At 70.5% G+C, this 20,736-nt stretch carries 15 protein-coding genes and 2 pseudogenes; 8 read left to right on the top strand and 9 right to left on the bottom strand.

Annotated features, from left to right (window positions below):
- From QF030_RS21315 to QF030_RS21325, 3 genes are read right to left on the bottom strand one after another with little or no spacing between them, the layout of a single operon-like run.
- Complete coding sequence (locus QF030_RS21315) at positions 1-912, bottom strand: ABC transporter ATP-binding protein (protein WP_307164254.1); 912 nt, start codon at positions 910-912, stop codon at positions 1-3.
- Positions 909-1,817: an ABC transporter permease gene (locus QF030_RS21320; RefSeq protein ID WP_307164255.1), complete on the bottom strand. Its 909-nt coding sequence runs from the start codon at positions 1,815-1,817 to the stop codon at positions 909-911. The genes QF030_RS21315 and QF030_RS21320 overlap by 4 nt, the downstream gene beginning before the upstream one ends.
- Complete coding sequence (locus tag QF030_RS21325; protein ID WP_307167641.1) at positions 1,807-2,784, bottom strand: ABC transporter ATP-binding protein; 978 nt, start codon at positions 2,782-2,784, stop codon at positions 1,807-1,809. Before QF030_RS21325 ends, QF030_RS21320 begins: the two co-directional genes overlap by 11 nt.
- 325 nt (positions 2,785-3,109) lie before the next feature.
- On the opposite strand from QF030_RS21325, the pseudogene QF030_RS21330 reads away from it, so the two are divergent.
- The 7 genes and pseudogenes from QF030_RS21330 to QF030_RS21360 form a co-directional block, all read left to right on the top strand.
- Positions 3,110-3,375, top strand: a pseudogene (locus QF030_RS21330) (M24 family metallopeptidase); the annotation flags it as partial.
- Entirely contained in the window at positions 3,372-5,183 is a 1,812-nt protein-coding gene (locus tag QF030_RS21335) for an SDR family oxidoreductase (protein WP_307164256.1), read from the top strand. The pseudogene QF030_RS21330 and the gene QF030_RS21335, both read left to right, overlap by 4 nt.
- A gap of 76 nt (positions 5,184-5,259) precedes the next feature.
- On the top strand, positions 5,260-6,210 hold the full coding sequence (locus QF030_RS21340; protein WP_307164257.1) for a MerR family transcriptional regulator: 951 nt from the start codon (positions 5,260-5,262) through the stop codon (positions 6,208-6,210).
- 122 nt (positions 6,211-6,332) lie between these two features.
- The gene (locus QF030_RS21345; RefSeq protein ID WP_307164258.1) at positions 6,333-6,896 is read left to right on the top strand and encodes an RNA 2'-phosphotransferase; all 564 of its coding nucleotides are present in this window, start codon (positions 6,333-6,335) and stop codon (positions 6,894-6,896) included.
- A 50-nt stretch (positions 6,897-6,946) separates the two neighbouring features.
- Positions 6,947-7,390, top strand: a complete 444-nt coding sequence (locus QF030_RS21350; RefSeq protein WP_307164259.1) for a hypothetical protein — start codon at positions 6,947-6,949, stop codon at positions 7,388-7,390.
- A 42-nt stretch (positions 7,391-7,432) separates the two neighbouring features.
- A complete protein-coding gene (locus QF030_RS21355; protein ID WP_307164260.1) occupies positions 7,433-8,335 on the top strand; it encodes an LLM class flavin-dependent oxidoreductase in 903 nt (300 codons plus the stop codon).
- A gap of 71 nt (positions 8,336-8,406) precedes the next feature.
- A complete protein-coding gene (locus QF030_RS21360; protein WP_307164261.1) occupies positions 8,407-9,294 on the top strand; it encodes an HAD hydrolase family protein in 888 nt (295 codons plus the stop codon).
- Positions 9,295-9,309: 15 nt separating this feature from the next.
- Here QF030_RS21360 and QF030_RS21365 read toward each other — a convergent pair whose 3' ends face one another.
- From QF030_RS21365 to hisC, 6 genes and pseudogenes are all read right to left on the bottom strand, one after another.
- Positions 9,310-10,176 (bottom strand): AraC family transcriptional regulator, encoded by an 867-nt coding sequence (locus QF030_RS21365; RefSeq protein ID WP_307164262.1) that lies wholly within the window; start codon positions 10,174-10,176, stop codon positions 9,310-9,312.
- 100 nt (positions 10,177-10,276) lie between these two features.
- The gene (locus QF030_RS21370; protein WP_307164263.1) at positions 10,277-11,332 is read right to left on the bottom strand and encodes a M23 family metallopeptidase; all 1,056 of its coding nucleotides are present in this window, start codon (positions 11,330-11,332) and stop codon (positions 10,277-10,279) included.
- A 412-nt stretch (positions 11,333-11,744) separates the two neighbouring features.
- On the bottom strand, positions 11,745-15,230 hold the full coding sequence (gene cydD, locus QF030_RS21375; RefSeq protein ID WP_307164264.1) for a thiol reductant ABC exporter subunit CydD: 3,486 nt from the start codon (positions 15,228-15,230) through the stop codon (positions 11,745-11,747).
- Positions 15,231-15,322: 92 nt separating this feature from the next.
- Positions 15,323-16,329 (bottom strand): annotated as a pseudogene (cydB, locus tag QF030_RS21380) (cytochrome d ubiquinol oxidase subunit II).
- A 20-nt stretch (positions 16,330-16,349) separates the two neighbouring features.
- Positions 16,350-17,858, bottom strand: a complete 1,509-nt coding sequence (locus QF030_RS21385; protein ID WP_307167642.1) for a cytochrome ubiquinol oxidase subunit I — start codon at positions 17,856-17,858, stop codon at positions 16,350-16,352.
- Between the two features lie 166 nt (positions 17,859-18,024).
- Positions 18,025-19,104 carry a histidinol-phosphate transaminase gene (hisC, locus tag QF030_RS21390; protein WP_307164265.1) on the bottom strand — a complete coding sequence of 360 codons (1,080 nt, stop codon included), beginning with the start codon at positions 19,102-19,104 and terminating at the stop codon, positions 18,025-18,027.
- Positions 19,105-19,515: 411 nt separating this feature from the next.
- Between hisC and QF030_RS21395 the strand changes: the two genes are divergently transcribed.
- Positions 19,516-20,628 (top strand): LacI family DNA-binding transcriptional regulator, encoded by a 1,113-nt coding sequence (locus tag QF030_RS21395; RefSeq protein ID WP_307164266.1) that lies wholly within the window; start codon positions 19,516-19,518, stop codon positions 20,626-20,628.
- Positions 20,629-20,736 lie beyond the last annotated feature (108 nt).

The following is a 20,736-nucleotide window of genomic DNA, read 5'->3' on the forward strand; positions in this document are numbered from 1 at the left end:
CTACGCCGCGACCAGGTACGAGAACACGGACTCGAGGGACTCGTCGGACGGCGAGACCGTCAGCAGCCGGATGCCGTGGTCCCTGGCGACCCTCGGCAACAGTGCGGTGAAGCGGCCGAAGTCGACGGCCTGGATGCGCAGCGCGCCCTCGGCGAGGTCGACCTCGATGCCGGACGTCGAAGGATCGGCGATCAGCGCGGCCGCGAGCGCGCGGTCGTCACTGGAACGCACCAGATAGCGGTGCGGGCGATCGGTCATCAGACGGCGGATCTTGCGGAAGTCGCCGCTGGCCGCGTGCCGGCCCGCGACGACGACCTCGATGTGCCAGGCGAGTTGCTCGACCTCTTCGAGGATGTGCGAGGAGAACAGCACGGTGCGGCCCTCGTCGCCCATGCGCCGCAGCAGGTCCATGAGCTGCATGCGCTGGCGCGGGTCCATGCCGTTGAAGGGCTCGTCGAGCAGCAGCAGCGAGGGATCGTGCACCAGGGCGGACGCCATCTTCACACGCTGTCGCATGCCCTTGGAGTACGTGGCGATCTTGCGGTCCTGTGCGTACTCCATCTCGACGGTGGCCAGTGCCTTCTGTGCCGCCTTGGCACCGAGGCCGTGCAACTCGGCGTTGGCGACGACGAATTCGCGTCCGGTGAGGAAGTCGTACATCGCTTCCCGTTCGGGGACGATGCCGATGTGCTGGTAGATGGCCTCGTTGCGCCAGACCGGCTGCCCGTCGAGGGTGACCGTGCCGGTGGAAGGGGCCAGGAAGCCGCCCATCATGTTGATGAGGGTGGACTTTCCGGCGCCGTTGGGGCCGAGCAGCCCGGTGACGCCGGGGCCGATGGTCATGGTGATGTCGTTGACGGCGACCACGTTGCCGAACCAGCGGGAGACGTGGTCGATGGTGAGCGTGGTCACAGTCCGACCCTTCGGTAGCGGCGCATCAGCAGGCCGTAGCTCGCGGCGATGAGGCCCAGGACGACGAGGACGTAGACGACGCCCTCACCGTGGGACGGGCCGATCCCGCCCGGGAAGGCGGAGGTGGCGCCCAGGAACGCGGACTGCACGCCGTCGATGAGGGTGACCGGCGAGAAGAGGCCGATCCAGGGAATGGAACCGGTGCTGTTCTGCGCGTCGGCGATGGCCTGGAGCGTGGAGACGGCGCCGTAGGAGATGGTCAGGACGGCGATGACGGCGGCGATGCCGAAGCCGCGCCGCGGGGTCGCCGAGGCGATGACCAGGCCGAGGCCGGCGAAGAGCAAGGAGAGCAGGGCCACGGAGACGAGTCCTTGAGCGAATCCCTCGGTCTGGTCGGCGAAGTCGAGCTTGGCGAGCAGCGCGCCGATGTACAGCACCAGCAGCGGGGCGGCGGTGAGAACGAAGAGGGCCGAGGCCAGCGCCGCGAACTTCGCGCGTACGTAGTCCGCGGTCTCGATGGGCCGCGAGAAGTACAGCGGCACGGTCTTGAAGCGGAGGTCGCGCGATACGGACTGGGGCGCCTGCGAGGCGACGTACAGGCTGATGACGGCCTGCATGACGATCGCGTACCGCGTGTAGTCCACCGGGAGTTCGTCGGCCTTCGTGGCGACCGCGACGGCGACCATGATGGCCGCGGGCACGCACATCACCACGAACAGCAGCATCGGCAGCACCTTCGACTTCACCGAACGGCCGAGGCCGTAGGCGCCGCGCAGGGACTGCGAGTAGAGGGAGCGGCGGGCGTAGGCACGGCCGAGACGGGGACCGTCGTAGCTGCGGTAGCCGATGTTGTGGATGCGGGTCTGATCACCCGAGGGGGCGGTGACCGGGTGCTCAACTGCCATGGCCGACGGCCTCCTTCCGCTGCTGGTCGTTGCTGGTGTCGCTGTCCGTGAAGACTTCGGAGATGTGGTGCCTGCGCTGTTCCATGCGGACCAGGCCGAGGCCGAGGTCGGCGACCACGTCCCGGACGACGTCGTAGGTGTCCTCTCCCTGCGCGGTCAGCAGCAGGACATGGCCGGCGCCCGGCAGGCCGCTGCTGCCGTCCAGGACGTCCACCCCCCGCGCGCGGAGCGCCTCGCGGACCGCGCGGGTGCCGTCCGGGTGGTCGTCGGTGTCGGTGACCTCGATCGCGAGGGTGGTGGTCGTCTGGGTGAAGTCGGTGGTGGAGCTGGAGCGCAGGAGCTTGCCGCCGTCGACGACCACGACGTGGTCGCAGGTGCGCTCCAGTTCGCCCAGCAGGTGGGAGGTGACCAGGACCGAGATGCCGAAGTCGGTGTGGATACGGCGGATGAGCCCCAGCATCTCGTCACGACCGACCGGGTCGAGGCCGTTGGTCGGCTCGTCCAGGAGGACCAGCTGCGGGTCGTGGACGAGGGCCTGGGCGAGCTTCACGCGCTGCTTCATGCCGGTGGAGTAGCCGCCGATGGGACGGTAGCGCTCCTCGTACAGGCCGACATGGCGCAGGGTGTCCGCGGTGCGCTCCCGCGCGGCGGTGGGCGGCAGGCCGGACATGCGGGCCATGTGCACGACGAACTCGGTGGCCGAGACGTCGGGCGGCAGGCAGTCGTGTTCCGGCATGTAGCCGACCCGCTCGCGGATGTCGGCGCCCTTGCTCGCGACGTCGAGGCCGAGCACTTCGGCTCGGCCCTCCGTGGCGGGCGACAGACCCAGCAGGATCTTGATCAGAGTGGACTTGCCGGCCCCGTTGGCTCCGACGAGGCCGGTCACACCGGGCCCGACGTCCACAGAGAGCCGGTCAAGAGCGGTCACCCGGGGGAACCGCTTGCTCAGGCTTTCGGTCACGATCACAGTCACGTCATCAAAATTAGTGACGCACGCCACGAAAATCGTCAGACCTCAGAGCCGTCTTCACCTCAGACCTCAGATGTACGGGTCCGTAGGGGATGCCATGCCTGAGAGCTACGGGGGCGGCCGGAGCGGGTTTTCCACAGGTCCCGCACCCTCCTATTGACGCGGCCTCTAACAACTGTCACATTCGGCGATGTCAAGTTACGGCCAGGTGGCGCAGTCGACGGGGACTGGGTGGGACGGGGTGGCATGACGACGGCACGGACGACCGGGCCGCACGGACTCTCCGCCGAGCTGCGGGGATTCCGGCGGATGCAGCGGCTTGTCCGACGCGCTGCGCGGCCATCGGGAGGGGTGGTCGCCGCTGTGGTCGCCGTACCGCTTCTCCGGCCATCCGCCGCGGCCGGGCCTGTGGGCGGTCGAACCGCACCTCGGATTCCGGGCGCGAAGTTCGAGGAGATCCTCGTCGTCAGCGACTCCGCGGACCCCGCGGAGAGCGCGTTCTGGCTGGACGACGACCTCCCGCATGTCAGGCGCTGGGCGGGTACGGAGGCGACAACGGACACGGCGCGGAAGGCGGAGGGGAAGTGACGTTGCCAGAGGGTGCGCGTGAGCGGCGGGTGCGAACCGGCGGGATCGAGCTGTGCGTGGCCGAGCTGGGGGAGCCCGGACGGCCGACGGTCGTCCTGGTGCACGGCTATCCGGACAGCAAGGAGGTGTGGTCCGAGGTCGCGTCCCGGCTGGTGGACCGGCACGGCTTCCATGTGGTGCTGTACGACGTCCGGGGGCACGGCCGTTCCAGCGCCCCCGAGCCGCTGCGGGGCGGGTTCACCCTGGAGAAGCTCACGGACGACTTCCTGGCTGTCGTGGACGCCGTCAGCCCGGACCGGCCGGTGCATCTCGTGGGGCACGACTGGGGCTCGGTGCAGTCGTGGGAGTTCGTGACCGTCGAGCGCACCAGGGGCCGCATCGCTTCCTTCACCTCGATGTCCGGGCCGTCCCTCGATCACTTCGGCCACTGGATCGACAAGCGGCTGACCAGGCCGACTCCGCGCCGGGTCGGTCAACTCCTCGGTCAGGGCGCCAAGTCCTGGTACGTGTACCTGCTGCACACCCCCGCGCTGCCCGAACTGGCCTGGCGCGGCCCGCTCGGCAAGCGCTGGCCGGGCATCCTGCGGCGGATCGAGAAGGTTCCCGCCGGTGACTACCCGACGCCGTCGCTGGCGTCGGACGCGGCGCACGGAGCCTGGCTGTACCGGGACAACGTACGGCCCCGTCTGCGCCGTCCGCGCGCCGACGCGTACGCCCACGCGCCCGTGCAGCTCATCACGCCCTCGGGGGACCGGTTCCTGTCGGAGCGGCTGTACGACGGACTGGAGGACTGGGTACCGCGGTTGACCCGGCGCACCCTGCCCGCCGGACACTGGGTCCCGCGCACCCGGCCCGACCGGCTCGCCTCCTGGATCGACGACTTCGTCACGTCGGTCGAGAAGGAGCGGGAGGACGAGACGGCGGGAGAAGCCCGAGGGGACGGCGCGCAAGCACCGGCACGCACGCCGGCGACCGGCCGGTACGCCGAGCGCTTCGGCGGTCAGCTGGTGCTGGTCACCGGTGCGGCCAGCGGCATCGGGCGGGCCACCGCGTTCGCGTTCGCCGAGGCGGGCGCCCGGGTGATCGCCGTCGACCGGGACGCCGAGGGCGCGGCCCGCACCGCCGAGTTGTCGCTCCTGGCCGGTGCGCCCGAGGCCTGGTCGGAGGCGGTGGACGTCTCCGACGAGCAGGCGATGGAGGAACTCGCGGCGAAGGTCCACGCGGAACACGGCGTGGTGGACGTGCTGGTGAACAACGCGGGTATCGGGCTGTCGGGCTCGTTCTTCGACACGACGCCCGAGGACTGGCGCAGGGTCCTGGACGTCAACCTGTGGGGCGTCATCCATGGTTGCCGCCTCTTCGGCCGGCAGATGGCCGAGCGCGGGCAGGGCGGCCACATCGTCAACACCGCCTCGGCGGCCGCCTATCAGCCGTCCAAGGCGCTGCCCGCCTACAGCACCTCCAAGGCGGCGGTGCTGATGCTGAGCGAGTGTCTGCGCGCGGAACTGGCCGGTCAGGACATCGGCGTCACCGCGATCTGCCCCGGCCTCGTGAACACCAACATCACCGACACGGCGACCTTCGTGGGCGTGGACGCGCAGGAGGAGCGACGGCGCCAGAAACGCTCCACGCGCGTGTACGGCCTGCGGAACTACCCGCCGGAGAAGGTCGCGGACGCCATCCTGCGGGCGGTCGTGCTCAACAAGGCGATGGTTCCGGTCACCCCGGAGGCACGGGCCTCGTACGCGCTGTCGCGTTTCCTGCCCAGGGCGTTGCGGGCGCTGGCGCGGGTGGGACCGCCGCTGTGAGCCGCCGCACGGCGCCGCCGCGCCCGTCGGCGGGCGGGGTGTCCGCCACACCGACGAGCGCGCGGTGGAGGACGCCGTGAGCGCCGACCCGGACGCCGGACCCCCGTACCGCATAGAGACGTTGGCGCACCTCACCGGCACCACCGTCCGCACCGTCCGCGCCTACCAGGACCGCGGCCTGCTCCCCCGCCCCGAGCGTTCGGGGCGGGCCAACCACTACTCCGACACCCATCGCACTCGTCTCCACCAGATCGCCGACCTCCTCGGCCGCGGCTACACGCTCGCCTCCATCAAGGAACTTCTGGACGCCCACGACACCGGTCGTGACCTGGCCGGTGTCCTGGGGCTGGTGGCCGAGGTCGACGGTCCGTGGACGGACGAGGAGCCCTCCCGCGTCTCCCGCGCGGACCTGACCGCCCGCTTCGGCGGGGCCTCCGACGACAGGGCGATCGCCGACGCCGTGGCGCTCGGCGTGCTGGAACCCGTCGCCGGTGACGAGGAGGTCTTCCTCGTACCCAGTCCCCAAGAGCTGTCGGTGGCCGTCGAGTTGCATGCCGCCGGGGTTCCCCTCGGCGCGATCACCGCGCATCTGCGGGAGTTGAGGAGCCAGGTCGAGCAGATCGCGGCCCGTTTCCTGGAGTTCACCACCGAGCACGTCTTCGCGCGCTGTCTCGACGGACCGCACCGCCCGACCGAGGACGACGCGGCCGAGGCGGCCTCGCTCGTCCGACGTCTGCGCCCGCTCGCCCGGCAGACCGTGGACGCCGAACTGGCGCGGGCCATGCGCCTGTTCGCCGGTCGCCACCTGCGCCGGCACCTCGGGGCGGGGAAACGCCCGCCACCGCTGCCGGTGACACGGACGGTCGCTCTTCCGGTGGAGACGATGCGGGCCGTCGAGGCGCTGGTTGGCCCGGCGAACGCCGCGGCCTTCGTCGCGCTCGCCGCCGAACGAGAGGTGCGTGCCCGCGCCTTGGACGGACTGGTCCCAAGTAGTGGTTCACTCGGAGCACTTGGCGAAAAGGGCTGAGAGGGAGGTCAGTTGTCCACAGAAAAGCCAACTAGCCTGTGGATAACTACAGTTGGCTGTGGACCAAACCTCGGCCCCAAAAGAGTGTGCGTGATCTGCGTCTCTCGCGTCATGCTGAGCGGATGAACGAAAAGGACGGGGACGAGAGACGCACCGTGAAGGTGTCGAAGTACCTCTCGAAACACCTGCGGCACCAGCCGGAGCGAATCGGCCTCACGCTCGACGAGGCCGGCTGGGTGGAGATCGACGAGTTGATCGCGGCCTGCGCCGCGCACGGATTCCGCTTCACCCGGGACGAACTGGATCATGTCGTCGCCGCCAACGACAAGAAGCGCTTCGCTGTCGACGGCACCCGGATCCGCGCCAGCCAGGGCCACAGCGTCGAGGTCGACCTCGGACTGCCCCCCGCGACCCCGCCGTCTTACCTCTACCACGGGACGGTGGCGCGCTCCGTGGAAGCGATCCGGGCCGAGGGGCTGCGGCCGATGAACCGGCACGACGTGCATCTGTCGGCCGACCGGGAGACCGCGACCCGGGTCGGAGCGCGCAGGGGCCGCCCCGTGGTCCTCGCCGTCGACGCGGGAGCCATGCACCGCGACGGCCATGTCTTCCACGTCAGTGCGAACGGCGTGTGGCTGACGAAGGCCGTACCCCCGCGATACCTGCGCTTTCCGGAGCCACACTGAAGAGCCCCTCCGGCTGCCGCACCCGGCCTGCCTTCGGCATGATCACAGATATGGACCACCTCCCCAGCACTGAGGCCGCCGTCGCCGTCCTCCGGTCGATCGCCGCCCGGTACGCGCTCGAGATCGAGGTCACCCACGACATCGGCGCCGATCAGACCTCCCGCCGCAGCTCCGCCGGCGTCGGCGTCACCACCGACCCCGACGGCTCGTTGCCGCACGAGGCCTACGTCGAGCTCGGCGGCCGCCCGAGCGTGAGCGTGCGGCTCTACCCCGACGACGACGCCCTGATCACCGTCGACGGCGTCGAGTGCCCCGATGTCGACCGCGACGACGTACCCGCCTTCCTCCGCTCCCTCTACGAGGGCCACGCGTGGGTGAAGGCCCGACGCTTCCCGCCCGGTCACTTCCTGATGGTCCCGCTGCCGCACGACCGCGTGCACAAGGAGTTCATCCTGGTCGGCCTCAGTCCGTGGCTGGGCGGACGCACACGGTGACTGTTTCACGTGAAACGGGCTCGTCCGCATACGCTCGACGACATGAGTCTGCGTCTGAGCACCGTGATCCTCCCCTACCTGCGTTGGCACGAAGGGGGCCGATCCACCTGGACACGGGCCGAGCAGCTCGGCTTCCACACGGCGTACACCTACGACCACCTGTCCTGGCGCACCTTCCGTGACGGCCCGTGGTTCGGCGCGATCCCGACGCTGACCGCCGCCGCGGCCGTCACGGACCGGCTGAGGCTGGGCACGCTGGTGACCTCGCCGAACTTCCGGCACCCGGTGACTCTCGCCAAGGAGCTGATCTCCCTGGACGACGTCTCCGCCGGCCGGGTGAGCCTGGGGATCGGCGCGGGCGGCACCGGCTTCGACGCCACCGCCCTCGGCCAGGAACCGTGGACGCCGCGCGAGCGGGCCGACCGCCTCGCCGAGTTCGTACCGCTGCTGGACCGGTTGCTCACCGAGGACTCGGTGTCCTACGAGGGCGACCACTACTCGGCGCACGAGGCGCGCAACATCCCCGGCTGCGTCCAGCGCCCCCGGCTGCCCTTCGCGGTCGCCGCGACCGGACCCCGCGGGCTGCGGCTCGCTGCGCGGTACGGACAGGCCTGGGTGACCACGGGCGACCCCAAGCTCTACGAGAGCGGCACTCCTGAGCAGTCGGTTCAGGCCATTCGCGGCCAGCTGGAGAAGCTCACCGACGCCTGTGCCGAGATCGGGCGGGACGTGCAGGAACTGGACAAGGTCCTGCTCACCGGGTTCACCCCGGACCGCGGGCGTCCGCTGGAGTCCCTGGACGCCTTCGTCGACTTCGCGGGCCGGCACCGGGAGCTCGGCTTCACGGAGATCGTGGTCCACTCGCCGATCGCCGACTCGGTCTTCGCCGCGGACCAGAAGGTCTTCGAGCAGATCGCCATGGAGGCCCCGGCGCAACTGCGCTGACCTCGGCATCCGGTCATCCGCGTCCCGGCGGCGTCTCATGTGTGCGGGCCCCCGCCCGACCGTGCGGGCATATGCGCGAGAATGGGTCGGTGACCTCAGCGACTCGACAGCCCGAGACCCCGGCCGCCGCCCTCCCGCCCCGGCTGATCGCCACCGATCTCGACGGCACTCTGCTGCGCGACGACAAGTCGGTCTCCCCGCGCACGGTCGCCGCCCTCGCCGCCGCCGAGGAGGCGGGCATCGAGGTCTTCTTCGTCACCGGCCGCCCGGCCCGCTGGATGGACGTGGTCAGCGAGCACGTCCACGGGCACGGCCTGGCGATCTGCGGCAACGGTGCCGCCGTGGTCGACCTGCACGGCGGCCCCGGCGCCCACCGGTTCGTGAAGGTGCGCGAGCTGGCGCGGGAGAACGCGCTGGACGCCGTACGGCTGCTGCGGGAGGCGGCGCCCGGCACCATGTACGCCATCGAGCAGACGTACGGCTTCTACCAGGAGCCGGAGTATCCCAAGATGCACATGGAGATACCCGACACCCTCGCCCCGGCCGAGCGTCTGCTGGCGCCGGACGCGCCCGGGGCCGGCGAGCCCGTACTGAAGATCCTCGCGTTCCACCCGACGATCGACCCCGACGCCTTCCTCACCCTCGCCCGGCTGGCCATCGGCGACCGCGCCAACGTCACCCGCTCCAGCCCCAGCGCCCTGCTGGAGATCAGCGGCCCCGAAGTCTCCAAGGCCAGCACGCTCGCCCTGTGCTGCGCGGAACGCGGCATCTCCCACGAGGAGGTCGTCGCCTTCGGGGACATGCCGAACGACGTCGAGATGCTCACCTGGGCCGGCCGGTCGTACGCGATGGGCAACGCGCACCCGGACGTACTCGCGGCCGCCTCCGGACGGACCGTCGCCAACAACGAGGACGGGGTCGCCGTCGTCATCGAGCGGCTGATCGCCGAGCGGGAGTGATCCTCCCCGACGGACTCAGCCCCGTTCCCGCTCCACCGGCAGCCACAGTTCGGCGTCGGCCTCGGTCCCGTCCGGCGACAGCCGGGTGCGCAGGATCTCCGGACCGGGGCGGCTGCGGTAGGGGTTGGACGGGAACCACTGCGTGAAGACGTCCCGCCACAGCTCCTGGATGGCCTGCGGGGCCGGACCGGAAGTGGTGAACACCGCCCAGCTGCCGGCCGGTACGTCCAGGGCGATCGTGCCCGCGGGAGGGGGCGCGGAGGTGATCACCCCTTGGTGGTAGTCGAGTTCGGTGCCCTCGGCCCGGCTCGGATCCAGGTCGTCGCAGACCGCGACGACGCCCTGGGGTTCCTGGTCCGACAGTTTCTCCAGGCGCTCCAGGACCTGCGGGTCGATCCCCCTGACGAAGTCGATGATCGCCTGGTTCGGCCCCTGGTGCACCAAAGGCACCCGGGCCTTGAGACCGACGACGGTGAAGTCCGGCCGGTCCACTATGCGATAGCGCATGCTGCTGCTCCCTTCGACGGTGAGACGGAAGGCCAGCCGGGGCTGTGAGACGAGCGCGGCGCCGTTCCGTCGGGCCTCGCCGGGCCCGACACCGTGCACGGCTCGGAACGCCCGGGCGAACGCCTCACCCGAGCCGTAGCCGTAGCGCACCGCGATCACGAGCAGTGAGTCCCCTCCGCCGAGCACCTCGGCGCCCGCAACGGTCAGCCGTCTGCGCCGGATGTACTCCGACAAGGGCATGCCGGCGAGCGCGGAGAACATCCGGCGCAGGTGGTACTCCGAGGTGGCCGCGCCGTGCGCCAGCGCCGCCACGTCGATCGGCTCGTCGAGGTGGCCCTCGATGTACTCCATGGCCTGATTGAGCCGCTCCAGCACTCCGGTCTCCTTCCGCTGTGGCGATCCCCACGCTAGGCGGCGGACATCCGGCCGGACCCGACATCCTGTGCCCGATCGGGTCGGGTGCGCGGGAAGGGCCTCAGCCGACGGGTGCTCCGCGTGCCGCCAGCCAGGGCACCGGGTCGAGCGCCGAGCCCGCCTCGGGCGTGACCCGCACCTCGAAGTGCAGGTGCGGGCCGGTCGAGTTGCCCGATGTGCCGGACTGCCCGACCCACTGCCCCGTGGTCACTCCGTCGCCCTGGTCGACGGTGACGGCGGCGAGGTGCGCGTACTGCGTGTAGTAGCCGTCGGCATGCCGCACCACGACCTCGATCCCGAACGCGCCTCCGCACGCCACCCGCGTCACGCGGCCCGCGCCGACCGCCCGCACCGGCGTCCCGATCGGCACCGCGAAGTCCTGCCCGGTGTGCCGGTTCGCCCAACGCGTGCCGCCGCTGCCGTAGGACGCGGACAGGGCGTACGTCTCGACCGGCGTGACCCAGTCGACCGCGAAATGCGTCGGCGGCTGGTCCAGGCGCACGGCACCGCGGCAGGAACCCGCCGCCACCGAGGCGTCCGCACGGCCCTGCAAGCGCCATCGTGCCCGGTCGAGCTTGGCGTCGATGTCCTTCTTCAGCCGGGCGAGTTCGGAGGCTCGACGCTCCACCGCCTGCCAGGCCTTGACGGCCTTCGCCTCGTCGGCCGCCAGCCGTGCCTCCGCCCGCCGGTTCCTGCCGATCGCGTTGTCGACCGCGAGGTTCGCCTGCGAGAAGACGTGCTGCCCGCGCATCAGTGTGTCGGGGCTGCCCGCGAGAAGCATCTGCGCGACGACCGGCAGACCGCCACCGCCGCGGTACTGGGCGCGGGCGACACGGCCCAGGTCCTCGCGCAGCACGGTGATCTCCCGCCGCTCACGGGCGAGGAGTTCCTCCGCCTGCCGGGCCCGCCCTTGCTGCTTATCCGCCTCGCGCCGTCCTGCCTCGTACCGCTGCGTCGCCACCGCCGCGTCCTCGTACAGCCGTGCCACCTGCGCGCTGATCCGGGAATCCGAGCCGTCACCGGACTCTCCCTCGGCGGCCGTGGGCCGGGTCGCGAGCAGCCCGGAGGCGCACAGCAGAACCAGAACGAGCGGGGCGCGACGGCGAAATGATTGCATGTCAGCGATCGTGACCCGGTTGCCGGCCCCGGTCCTGTTCAAGTCGTACGCCTGGGGGACGGCCCGCCCCCGATGGCTCAGTACGGCGCCTGTCACACCACCGTCGTACCGGCGCCGTCCGCCCCGATGCGCGGGCCTGACGCGGCCAGCTGCGCCCCTCGGGCCGTGGGCCGACACGGCGGGCGGTAGGCCTCGTCGACACCGTGGAAGGCGACGTCGGTCGGCCTTTCGTGGCCCTCGCCGACGATGCCGATCAGCGCGTACCGGGCCCGGTCAATTCCACCGCGGCCTCACCGGTCCGCTCCGGCGTGGAGCGCGGTTCAGGCAGAGGAGCGGGAAGCGGATCCGTGGACATGCCCGGATCCTGGACATCCCTCTTTGCCACGGCAAGCCGGGCGGGGCTCGACGGTCGTCACGCCGCCGCCAACAGCTCCGCGGCCTCCTCCCGTTCGGCCATCCGCCGCAACGGTCCCTCCACGGCCGCCAGCGTTGCGTAGGAACCCCGCTGCACCACTCGTCCCTCGTCCAGCACGACCACCTCGTCGACCGCCTCGAGACCGGCCAGCCGGTGGGTGATGAGCAGGGTCGTGCGGCCCTCGGTGGCGGCCAGCAGGTCCCGGGTGAGGGCGTCGGCGGTCGGCAGGTCCAGATGCTCGGCCGGCTCGTCGAGCACCAGGACGGGGAAGTCAGCGAGCAACGCCCGGGCCAGCGCGAGCCGTTGCCGCTGCCCGCCGGAGAGCCGGGCGCCGTGCTCGCCCACGAGCGTGTCGAGCCCGCCGGGCAGGCTGTCGGCCCACTCCAGCAGCCGGGCTCGGGCCAGGGCGTCCCGCAGTTCCTCCTCGCTCGCCCCCTTCTTCGCGAGCAGGAGGTTCTCGCGTACCGAGCTGTCGAAGAGGTGCACGTCCTGCGCACACAGCCCGACGAGCCGGCGTACGTCGTCGCCGTCCAGGGTGTGCGCGTCCACCCCGCCGAGCGTGTACGAACCCGCGCCGACGTCCAGGAACCGCAGCAGCACCTGCGCGAGCGTGGTCTTGCCCGAGCCGGACGTCCCGACGACGGCGATCCGGCGGCCCCGCGTCAGGGTGAGTTCGACGCCGGCGAGTGCGTCCCGGTCCTGACCGGCGTGCCGGGCGGCCAGCCCCCGGAGGACCAGCGGGAAGGGCGAGGCGGGCGCCCGACGGGGCCGCTCCGGCTCCCGCACGGGCTCGGGGGAGTCCAGGACCTCGTACACCCGCTCGGCGCTCCGGCGTACCCGTTGGCGGTACTGCACGGCGAGGGGCAGCCCCAGGACGGCTTCGAAGGCGGCCAGCGGGGTGAGGACGACCACGGCCATGGTCACTCCGCTCAGCCGTCCGTCGGCGACCGCCTGGGCACCGACGAGGGCGGCGGCCGTGACGGTCAGCCCCGACACGAGCGCCGTCAGCCCGTCGCCGAGGGCGGTGGCGGTCGCCGCGCGTGAGGCGATCCGGGTGAGCACGGAGTCGGCCGCGCGCACCCCCGCGGTACGGACGGGCAACGCGCCCGCGACGGTCAGTTCGGCGGTGCCGGTGAGCAGGTCGGCCGTGCGGGTGGCCAGCACCCCTCGGGCAGGGGCGAGCCGGCGCTCGGCCCGGCGCGCCACGGCGCCGGTGATCAGAGGGACGCCGACGCCTGCCGTCAGCAGTCCGGCGGCGAGCACCGCTCCCGCCTCGGGCAGCAGCCACGCCGTGAAGGCGACGGACCCGGCCGAGACGACGACCGCCGAACCGGCGGGCAGCAGCCAGCGCAACCAGTAGTCCTGAAGGGCGTCCACATCGGCGACCAGCCGCGTCAACAGGTCACCCCGGCGGGTCGAGCGCAGCCCCGCGGGCGCCAGCCGCTCCAGCCGACGCCAGACGGCGACCCGGGTATCGGCCAGCATCCGCAGCACGGCATCGTGCGACACGAGCCGCTCCGCGTACCGGAACACCGCCCGCCCGATACCGAAGGTGCGGGTCGCCGTCACGGCCACCATCAGGTACAGCACCGGTGGCTGCTGCGAGGCCCGCGAGATGAGCCATCCGGAGGTGGCCATGAGCCCCACGGCACTGCCGAGGGCAAGACTGCCGAGCAGCAGCGCGAGGGCGAGTCGGCCGCGTCGGGCGCCTGCCATGGCGCGGACCCGGGCGAGGACGCCCCCGCCGCTCGCGGCGAGTCCCGTTCCGGACTCACCGGTGACGGGCGGGACAGCCGCCTCTTCCAGCGGGGCGGGAGGGCTCTTGGGCGCGGTCCCCTGGGGCACGGGTGTCCCGGCCTCGGCCAGCCGCACCACTCGGTCCGCCGCCGCCAACAGGGCCGGTCGGTGCACGACCAGCAGGACCGTTCGACCGACCGTGAGGCGCCGCACGGCTGCCACCACCTCCGCCTCGGTCTCCCCGTCGAGCGCGGCGGTGGGCTCGTCCAGCAGCAGCACGGGCCGGTCCGCGAGAAACGCCCTGGCCAGCGCCAGCCGCTGCCGCTGCCCGGCGGACAGCCCGGCCCCGTCCTCGCCCAGCAGGGTGCCGGCCCCGGCGGGAAGCGCCTCGACGAACTCCAGCGCCCCGGCATCCGCCAGCGCCCGGCGTACGGCCTCGTCGTCGGCGTCGGGACGCGCCAGCCGTACGTTCTCGTCGATCGTGCCGGCGTAGAGGTGCGGGCGCTGTGGCACCCACGCGATCCGAGAGCGCCACTGCTCCAGGTCGGCCACCGCGAGGTCGACTCCCCCGGCCAGCACCCGGCCCTCGTCCGGCCTCACGAACCCCAGTAGTGCGTTCAGCAGGGTCGACTTGCCCGCACCGCTCGGCCCGACCAGCGCGACCGTCTCACCCGGTGCGACGGTGAACGACACGTCCGTGACGGCGTCGGTGGAGCGCCCGGGATAGCGGACGGTCACTCCCTCGAAGGCCATCCCTCCCTCGGACACCGCGACCGCGCCGGACTCGGGTGCCGGTGTCTCCAGCACCTCGAAGATCTCCTCGGCGGCGGCCAGTCCCTCGGCGGCCGCGTGGTACTGCGCCCCGACCTGCCGCAGCGGGAGATACGCCTCCGGCGCCAGCACGAGGATCACCAGGCCGATGTACAGGTCCATCTCGCCGTGCACGAGCCGCATGCCGATCGACACGGCCACCAGGGCCACCGAGAGCGTCGACAGCAGCTCCAGCGCGAACGACGAGATGAAGGCGATCCGCAGCGTCCGCATGGTCGCCTGCCGGTACTCGCCGGTGATGCGCCGGATCGACTCGGCCTGCGCCTTGGCCCGTCCGAACACCTTGAGCGTGGGCAGCCCGGCGACAACGTCCAGGAAGTGTCCGGACAGCCGGGACAGCAGGCGCCACTGACGGTCCATCCGCGACTGCGTGGCCCAGCCGATCAGCACCATGAAGACGGGGATCAGAGGCAGCGTCCCGACGATGATCGCGGCGGACACCCAGTCCTCGGTCACGATCCGTGCGAGCACCGCGATCGGTACGACCACCGCCAGCCCCAGCTGCGGCAGATAGCGCGAGAAGTAGTCGTCGAGGGCGTCCACGCCCCGCGTGGCGAGGGCGACCAGGGAGCCGGTGCGCCGGCCGCTGAGCCAGTTCGGGCCCAGTGCGGTGGCCCGCTCCAGCAGCCGCCCCCGCAGTTCCGACTTCACGGCGGCACTCGCACGGTGCGCGGCGAGTTCGGTGAGCCAGGCCACCAGCGCCCGGCCGATCGCCACGGCTACCAACAGCAGCAGGGGAGTGCCCAGTTCGGTAATGGACAGACCGTGCTGGAAGGCTCCCACCACGACCTCGGCGACGAGCATCGCCTGCGCGATGACCAGGGCCGCTCCGGCAGCACCCAGACCGACGACCGCCACCAGGAAGAGGCGGGTGGCGCGGGCGTACCGAAGGAGACGCGGGTCGATCGGTTTCACGTGAAACACCCTCTTCTCAAAGAGCATGTTTCACGTGAAACATGCTCTCTCCTCATGAGGGGTGTTTCACGTGAAACGCCCCCACATCAGACTCAGTGCACGGCCTCGGCGATGTGCTGCGTACCGATCCGCTTGCGGAACACCCAGTACGTCCAGCCCTGGTAGAGCAGCACGACCGGCGTGGCGATCCCCGCACACCAGGTCATGATCTTCAGTGTGTACGGGCTCGACGAGGCGTTGGTCACCGTGAGGCTCCAACTTTCGTCGAGCGAGGACGGCATGACGTTCGGGAAGAGCGTCAGGAAGAGCATTGCCACGGCGGCCACGATGGTGACGCCGGAGAGCGCGAACGACCAGCCCTCGCGTCCCGCCTGGTTCGCCACGAGTGCCGCGACCAGGGCGCCGACCGCCACGACCAGGGCGACCAGGCTCTTCGCGTCACCACTGTCGACCTGCGTCCACAGCAGGAAGACCGAAGCGCACACGGCGGTCGCGAGCCCCACCTTCAGCGCCAGCTTCCGTGCCCGTTCCCGGATCTCGCCGACGGTCTTCAGAGCCGTGAACACCGCACCGTGGAAGGTGAACAGCGTCAGAGTCACCAGGCCGCGCCGAGCAGCGCGTACGGATTGAGCAGGTCCCAGACATTGCCCACGTACTCGAAGTCCTGGTCGATCTTGACGCCGCCCACGATGTTGCCGAAGGCGACGCCCCACAGGAATGCGGGAAGGAGCGAAGTCCAGAAGATCGCGGTCTCCCAGTTGCGCTGCCAGTTCTCCTCGGGCCGCTTCACCCGGTACTCGAAGGCGACGCCGCGCACGATCAGACAGACCAGGATGAGCAGCAGGGGCAGGTAGAAACCGGAGAAGAGGGTGGCGTACCACTCGGGGAAGGCGGCGAAGGTCGCGCCGCCCGCCGTGAGCAGCCACACCTCGTTGCCGTCCCAGACGGGTCCGATGGTGTTGATGAGCACCCGCCGCTCGGGCCGGTCGCGGGCGAGCAGCTTGGTGAGGATGCCGACCCCGAAGTCGAAGCCCTCCAGGAAGAAGTAGCCGGTCCACAGGACGGCGATCAGGACGAACCAGACGTCGTGCAGTTCCATGTCTGTACAGCTCCCTCGGCCTAGTAGGAGAAGGCCATCGGCTTGTCGGCGTCCCGGGAGTCGCCGCCGATCTTCGTGGGCGGGTTGAGGTCGGCCTCGGTGAGCTCGGGCGGGCCGGCCTTCACGTACTTCACCAGCAGCTTGACCTCGATGACGGCGAGGATCGCGTAGAGCGCCGTGAAGACGATCATCGACGTGAGGACCTCGCCCTGGGAGACCCCGGGCGAGACCGCGTCACGGGTCTGGAGAACCCCGTAGACGACCCAGGGCTGGCGGCCCATCTCGGTGAAGATCCAGCCCCAGGAGTTGGCGATCAGCGGGAAGCCCAGGGTCCAGATCGCCGCCAGCCAGTAGAGCTTGGTGAGCTTGGGGCTGAGCGCCTTGTTCCTGAACAGCACCACATGCGGCACCTCGTCCTCGCCGACCCTCAGGTGCTGCGGCAGCAGGAACTTCTTGCGAGTGAGCCAGAGTCCTGCCAGGCCGAGCGCGAAGGACGTCATGCCGAAGCCGATCATCCAGCGGAAGCCCCAGTAGGCGACGGGGATGTTGGGCCGGTAGTCGCCGGGACCGTACTTCTCCTGTTCGGCCTTGTTCACGTCGTTGATGCCGGGGACGTACGAGCTGAAGTCGTCGTTCGCGAGGAAGGACAGCAGGCCGGGGATCTCGATGGCGACCTTGTTGTGGCCCTCCTCGACGTCGCCGTAGGCGAAGACCGAGAACGGCGCGGGCGCCTCGCCGTCCCACAGGGCCTCGGCGGCGGCCATCTTCATCGGCTGCTGCTTGAACATGACCTTGCCGAGGGTGTCACCGCTGATGGCGGTGAGCAGGCCGGCTATGACCACGGTGATCAGGCCCAGCCGCAGCGAGGTCTTCATCACCGGGATGTGCTTCTTGCGGTACAGGTGGAAGGCGGCGATGCCGACCATGAAGGCGCCGCCGGTGAGGAAGGCCGCGGACATGGTGTGAAAGACCTGGCTGAGCGCGGTGTTCTGGGTCAGCACGGCCCAGAAATCGGTGAGCTCGGCCCGCCCCTTCTCCTTGTTGATCCGGTAGCCGACAGGGTGCTGCATCCACGAGTTGGCCGCGAGGATGAAGTACGCCGAAAGGATCGTGCCGATCGAGACCATCCAGATGCAGGCCAGGTGGATCTTCTTCGGCAGCTTGTCCCAGCCGAAGATCCACAGGCCGATGAAGGTGGACTCGAAGAAGAAGGCGATCAGGGCCTCGAAGGCGAGCGGGGCACCGAAGACGTCCCCGACGAAACGCGAGTAGTCGGACCAGTTCATGCCGAACTGGAACTCCTGCACGATGCCGGTGACGACACCCATCGCGATGTTGATCAGGAAGAGCTTGCCCCAGAACTTCGTCGCCCTGAGGTACTTCTCGTTCTCCGTGCGCACCCAGGCGGTCTGCAGCCCGGCGGTGAGGGCCGCGAGGGAGATCGTCAGGGGGACGAAGAGGAAGTGGTAGACGGTGGTGATGCCGAACTGCCAGCGCGCCAGTGTCTCCGGCGCCAGAGCCAGGTCCACGTCGTCACTCCTTACCTCACGCTCGTGGATCACGCTTGTGAAAGCGTTCACATTCACAAGCTAGTATGCCGCACCGATTTTCGAAAGACGAAGGGGGGTCCCCGCCTACCCGCGGAAACCCCCCTGCGACCCCTTCTGACCAGCCGAAACCGGTACGGGTACCTCGCTACAGCTCCTTGCGGAACGCGTCCGCCACCTTCAGGAAGATGTCGTTCGCCTCGTTCTCGCCGATCGTCACCCGCACGCCCTCACCCGGGAACGGCCGCACCACGACGCCGGCCCGATCGCACGCGGCCGCGAAGGGAACCGTGTGCTCGCCGAGCCGCAGCCACACGAAGTTGGCCTGGGTCTCGGGCACCGTCCAGCCCTGCGCGCGCAGCCCCTCGACCACCCGCAGGCGCTCGCACACCAGGGAACCGACCCGGCCGAGCAGCGCGTCCTCGGCGCGCAGCGAGGCGATCGCGGCCTCCTGCGCGAGCTGGCTCACACCGAAGGGCACCGCCGTCTTGCGCAGGGCCTCCGCCACCGGCTCGTGGGCGATGGCGAAGCCGATGCGCAGACCGGCGAGGCCGTAGGCCTTGGAGAAGGTCCGCAGGACACAGACATTGGGGCGCTTCCGGTACAGCTCCACGCCGTCCGGCACCTCGGGGTCGCGGATGAACTCCCGGTACGCCTCGTCGAGCACGACCAGCACGTCACGCGGCACCCGGTCGAGGAACCGTTCCAGCTCGGCCCGCTTCACGACCGTGCCCGTGGGGTTGTTGGGGTTGCAGACGAAGATGAGCCGGGTCCGCTCGGTGATCGCGTCGGCCATCGCGTCCAGATCGTGCACGTCCCCCGGCGTCAGCGGCACCTGGACCGCCTTCGCGCCGCTGATCTGCGTGATGATCGGGTAGGCCTCGAAGGACCGCCAGGCGTAGATCACCTCGTCGCCGGGGCCCGAGGTGGCCTGGACCAGCTGCTGGGCCACACCGACCGAGCCGGTGCCGGTCGCCAGGTGGGAGGCGGGGACCCCGAACCGGTCGGACAGCTCGTTGATCAGAACCGTGCAGGCCAGGTCCGGATAGCGGTTGAAGGTGGCGGCCGCCGCCGTCACCGTCTCCATCACGCCCGGCAGCGGCGGATAGGGGTTCTCGTTGGAGGAGAGCTTGTAGGCCACGGGACCGCCACCCGCGGCCGGCTTGCCCGGCTTGTAGGTCGGGATCCCCTCCAGCTCGGCGCGCAGCTTGGGGCTCGTCTCGCTCACCGCAGTCCTCCTCGTGACACCACCGGCTCAATACTGCTCACCTTATGAGGATTCGGCGCGGGTGCGAACAGCTGAGCAGGGGACCGGCGCCTGAAACGGAGAGACCTCTGCGACTTCTGCGGACGAAGCCGCACGAAGGCGTACGCCTCAGGGGCGCGCTACACATATATCTACGCGCCGGTAGTGCGCTCCGTGGCGCGCATCCCTCGTGCAGGTGAGTTGAGACCTCTTCGAAACATCAGTGCGTTGGCAGGCTCATCCGTGCCGATGCGTCACGTCTTGGTATTGACTGAGCTAACTGCCTTTGCATCCAAGGCACTTGACCCTATCTGGCCTTGCAGAAACGTGCCTGTCAATGCGTGCATATGCGTCCGCCCTACCCCACCGAATGAGCCCTACTATCGGCTCGCCATGACAGCAGCAGGGAAGCACCAGGTGAGCCGCGCGGAAACATCACGCCGAGGCAGCCGGCCGAGCCGGGCGGGCATCAGGGACGTGGCTGCCGCCGCCGGAGTCTCCATCACGACCGTCTCCGACGCCCTCAACGGCAAGGGCAGGCTCCCGGACGCCACCCGACGCCATGTCCGCGAGGTCGCCGACCGACTCGGCTACCGCCCCTCGGCGGCGGCCCGAACCCTCCGTACCGGCAAGTCGGGCCTCATCGGCCTGACCGTGACGACGTACGGGGATGAACCTTTCACCTTCACCGAGTTCGCGTACTTCGCGGAGATGGCGCGCGCCGCGACCTCGGCCGCGCTCGCCCGCGGCTACGCGCTCGTCATCCTCCCGGCGACCTCGCGCCACGACGTGTGGTCCAACGTCGCCCTGGACGGCACGGTCGTCATCGATCCGTCCGACCAGGATCCGGTGGTCAGCGAGCTGGTCCGGCAGGGCCTACCGGTCGTCTCCGACGGCCGCCCGGCCGGCACGCTCCCGGTCACCGCATGGGTGGACAACGACCACGAAGCCGCCGTCCTCGACATCCTCGACCACCTGGCCGACGCCGGCGCCCGGCGCATCGGCCTCCTCACCGGCACCACTACGGACACGTACACCCACCTGTCGACCAGCGCGTACCTGCGGTGGTGCGAGCGGGTCGGCCAGGATCCGGTCTACGAGGCCTACCCCGCGCACGACCCGTGCGCGGGCGCCGTGGCCGCCGACCGGCTGCTCGCCCGCCCCGACCGCCCCGACGCCGTCTACGGACTGTTCGACCCCAACGGCACCGACCTGCTCGCCGCGGCCCGCCGCTACGGGCTGCGGGTGCCCGAGGACCTGCTGATCGTGTGTTGCAGCGAGTCCATGGTGTACGCCAACACCGAGCCGCCCGTGACGACCCTCTCGCTGAAGCCGCGCCGCATCGGCACGGCGGTGGTCCAACTCCTCATCGACGCGATCGAGGGCGTGGAAGCGGACCGTCCGGTCGAGCAGGTGATACCTACGGAACTGTTCGTACGAACGTCTTCGCAACGACGCCCCCCTCGGACCACGGTCAGCCCACCTCGGGCTCCGGAGGAGAAGTAGCCCCGCCGCCGCTCGCCCCGACCGACGCCACGGCGTGGGTCGTCGCGAGCGGCGGCTCGTTCGGGCAAGCGGCGGCGGGCGAGGCCCGTTCGCGACGGCCGGGGCGGC

Source organism: Streptomyces rishiriensis (assembly GCF_030815485.1).
Taxonomy (GTDB): Bacteria; Actinomycetota; Actinomycetes; order Streptomycetales; family Streptomycetaceae; genus Streptomyces; species Streptomyces rishiriensis_A.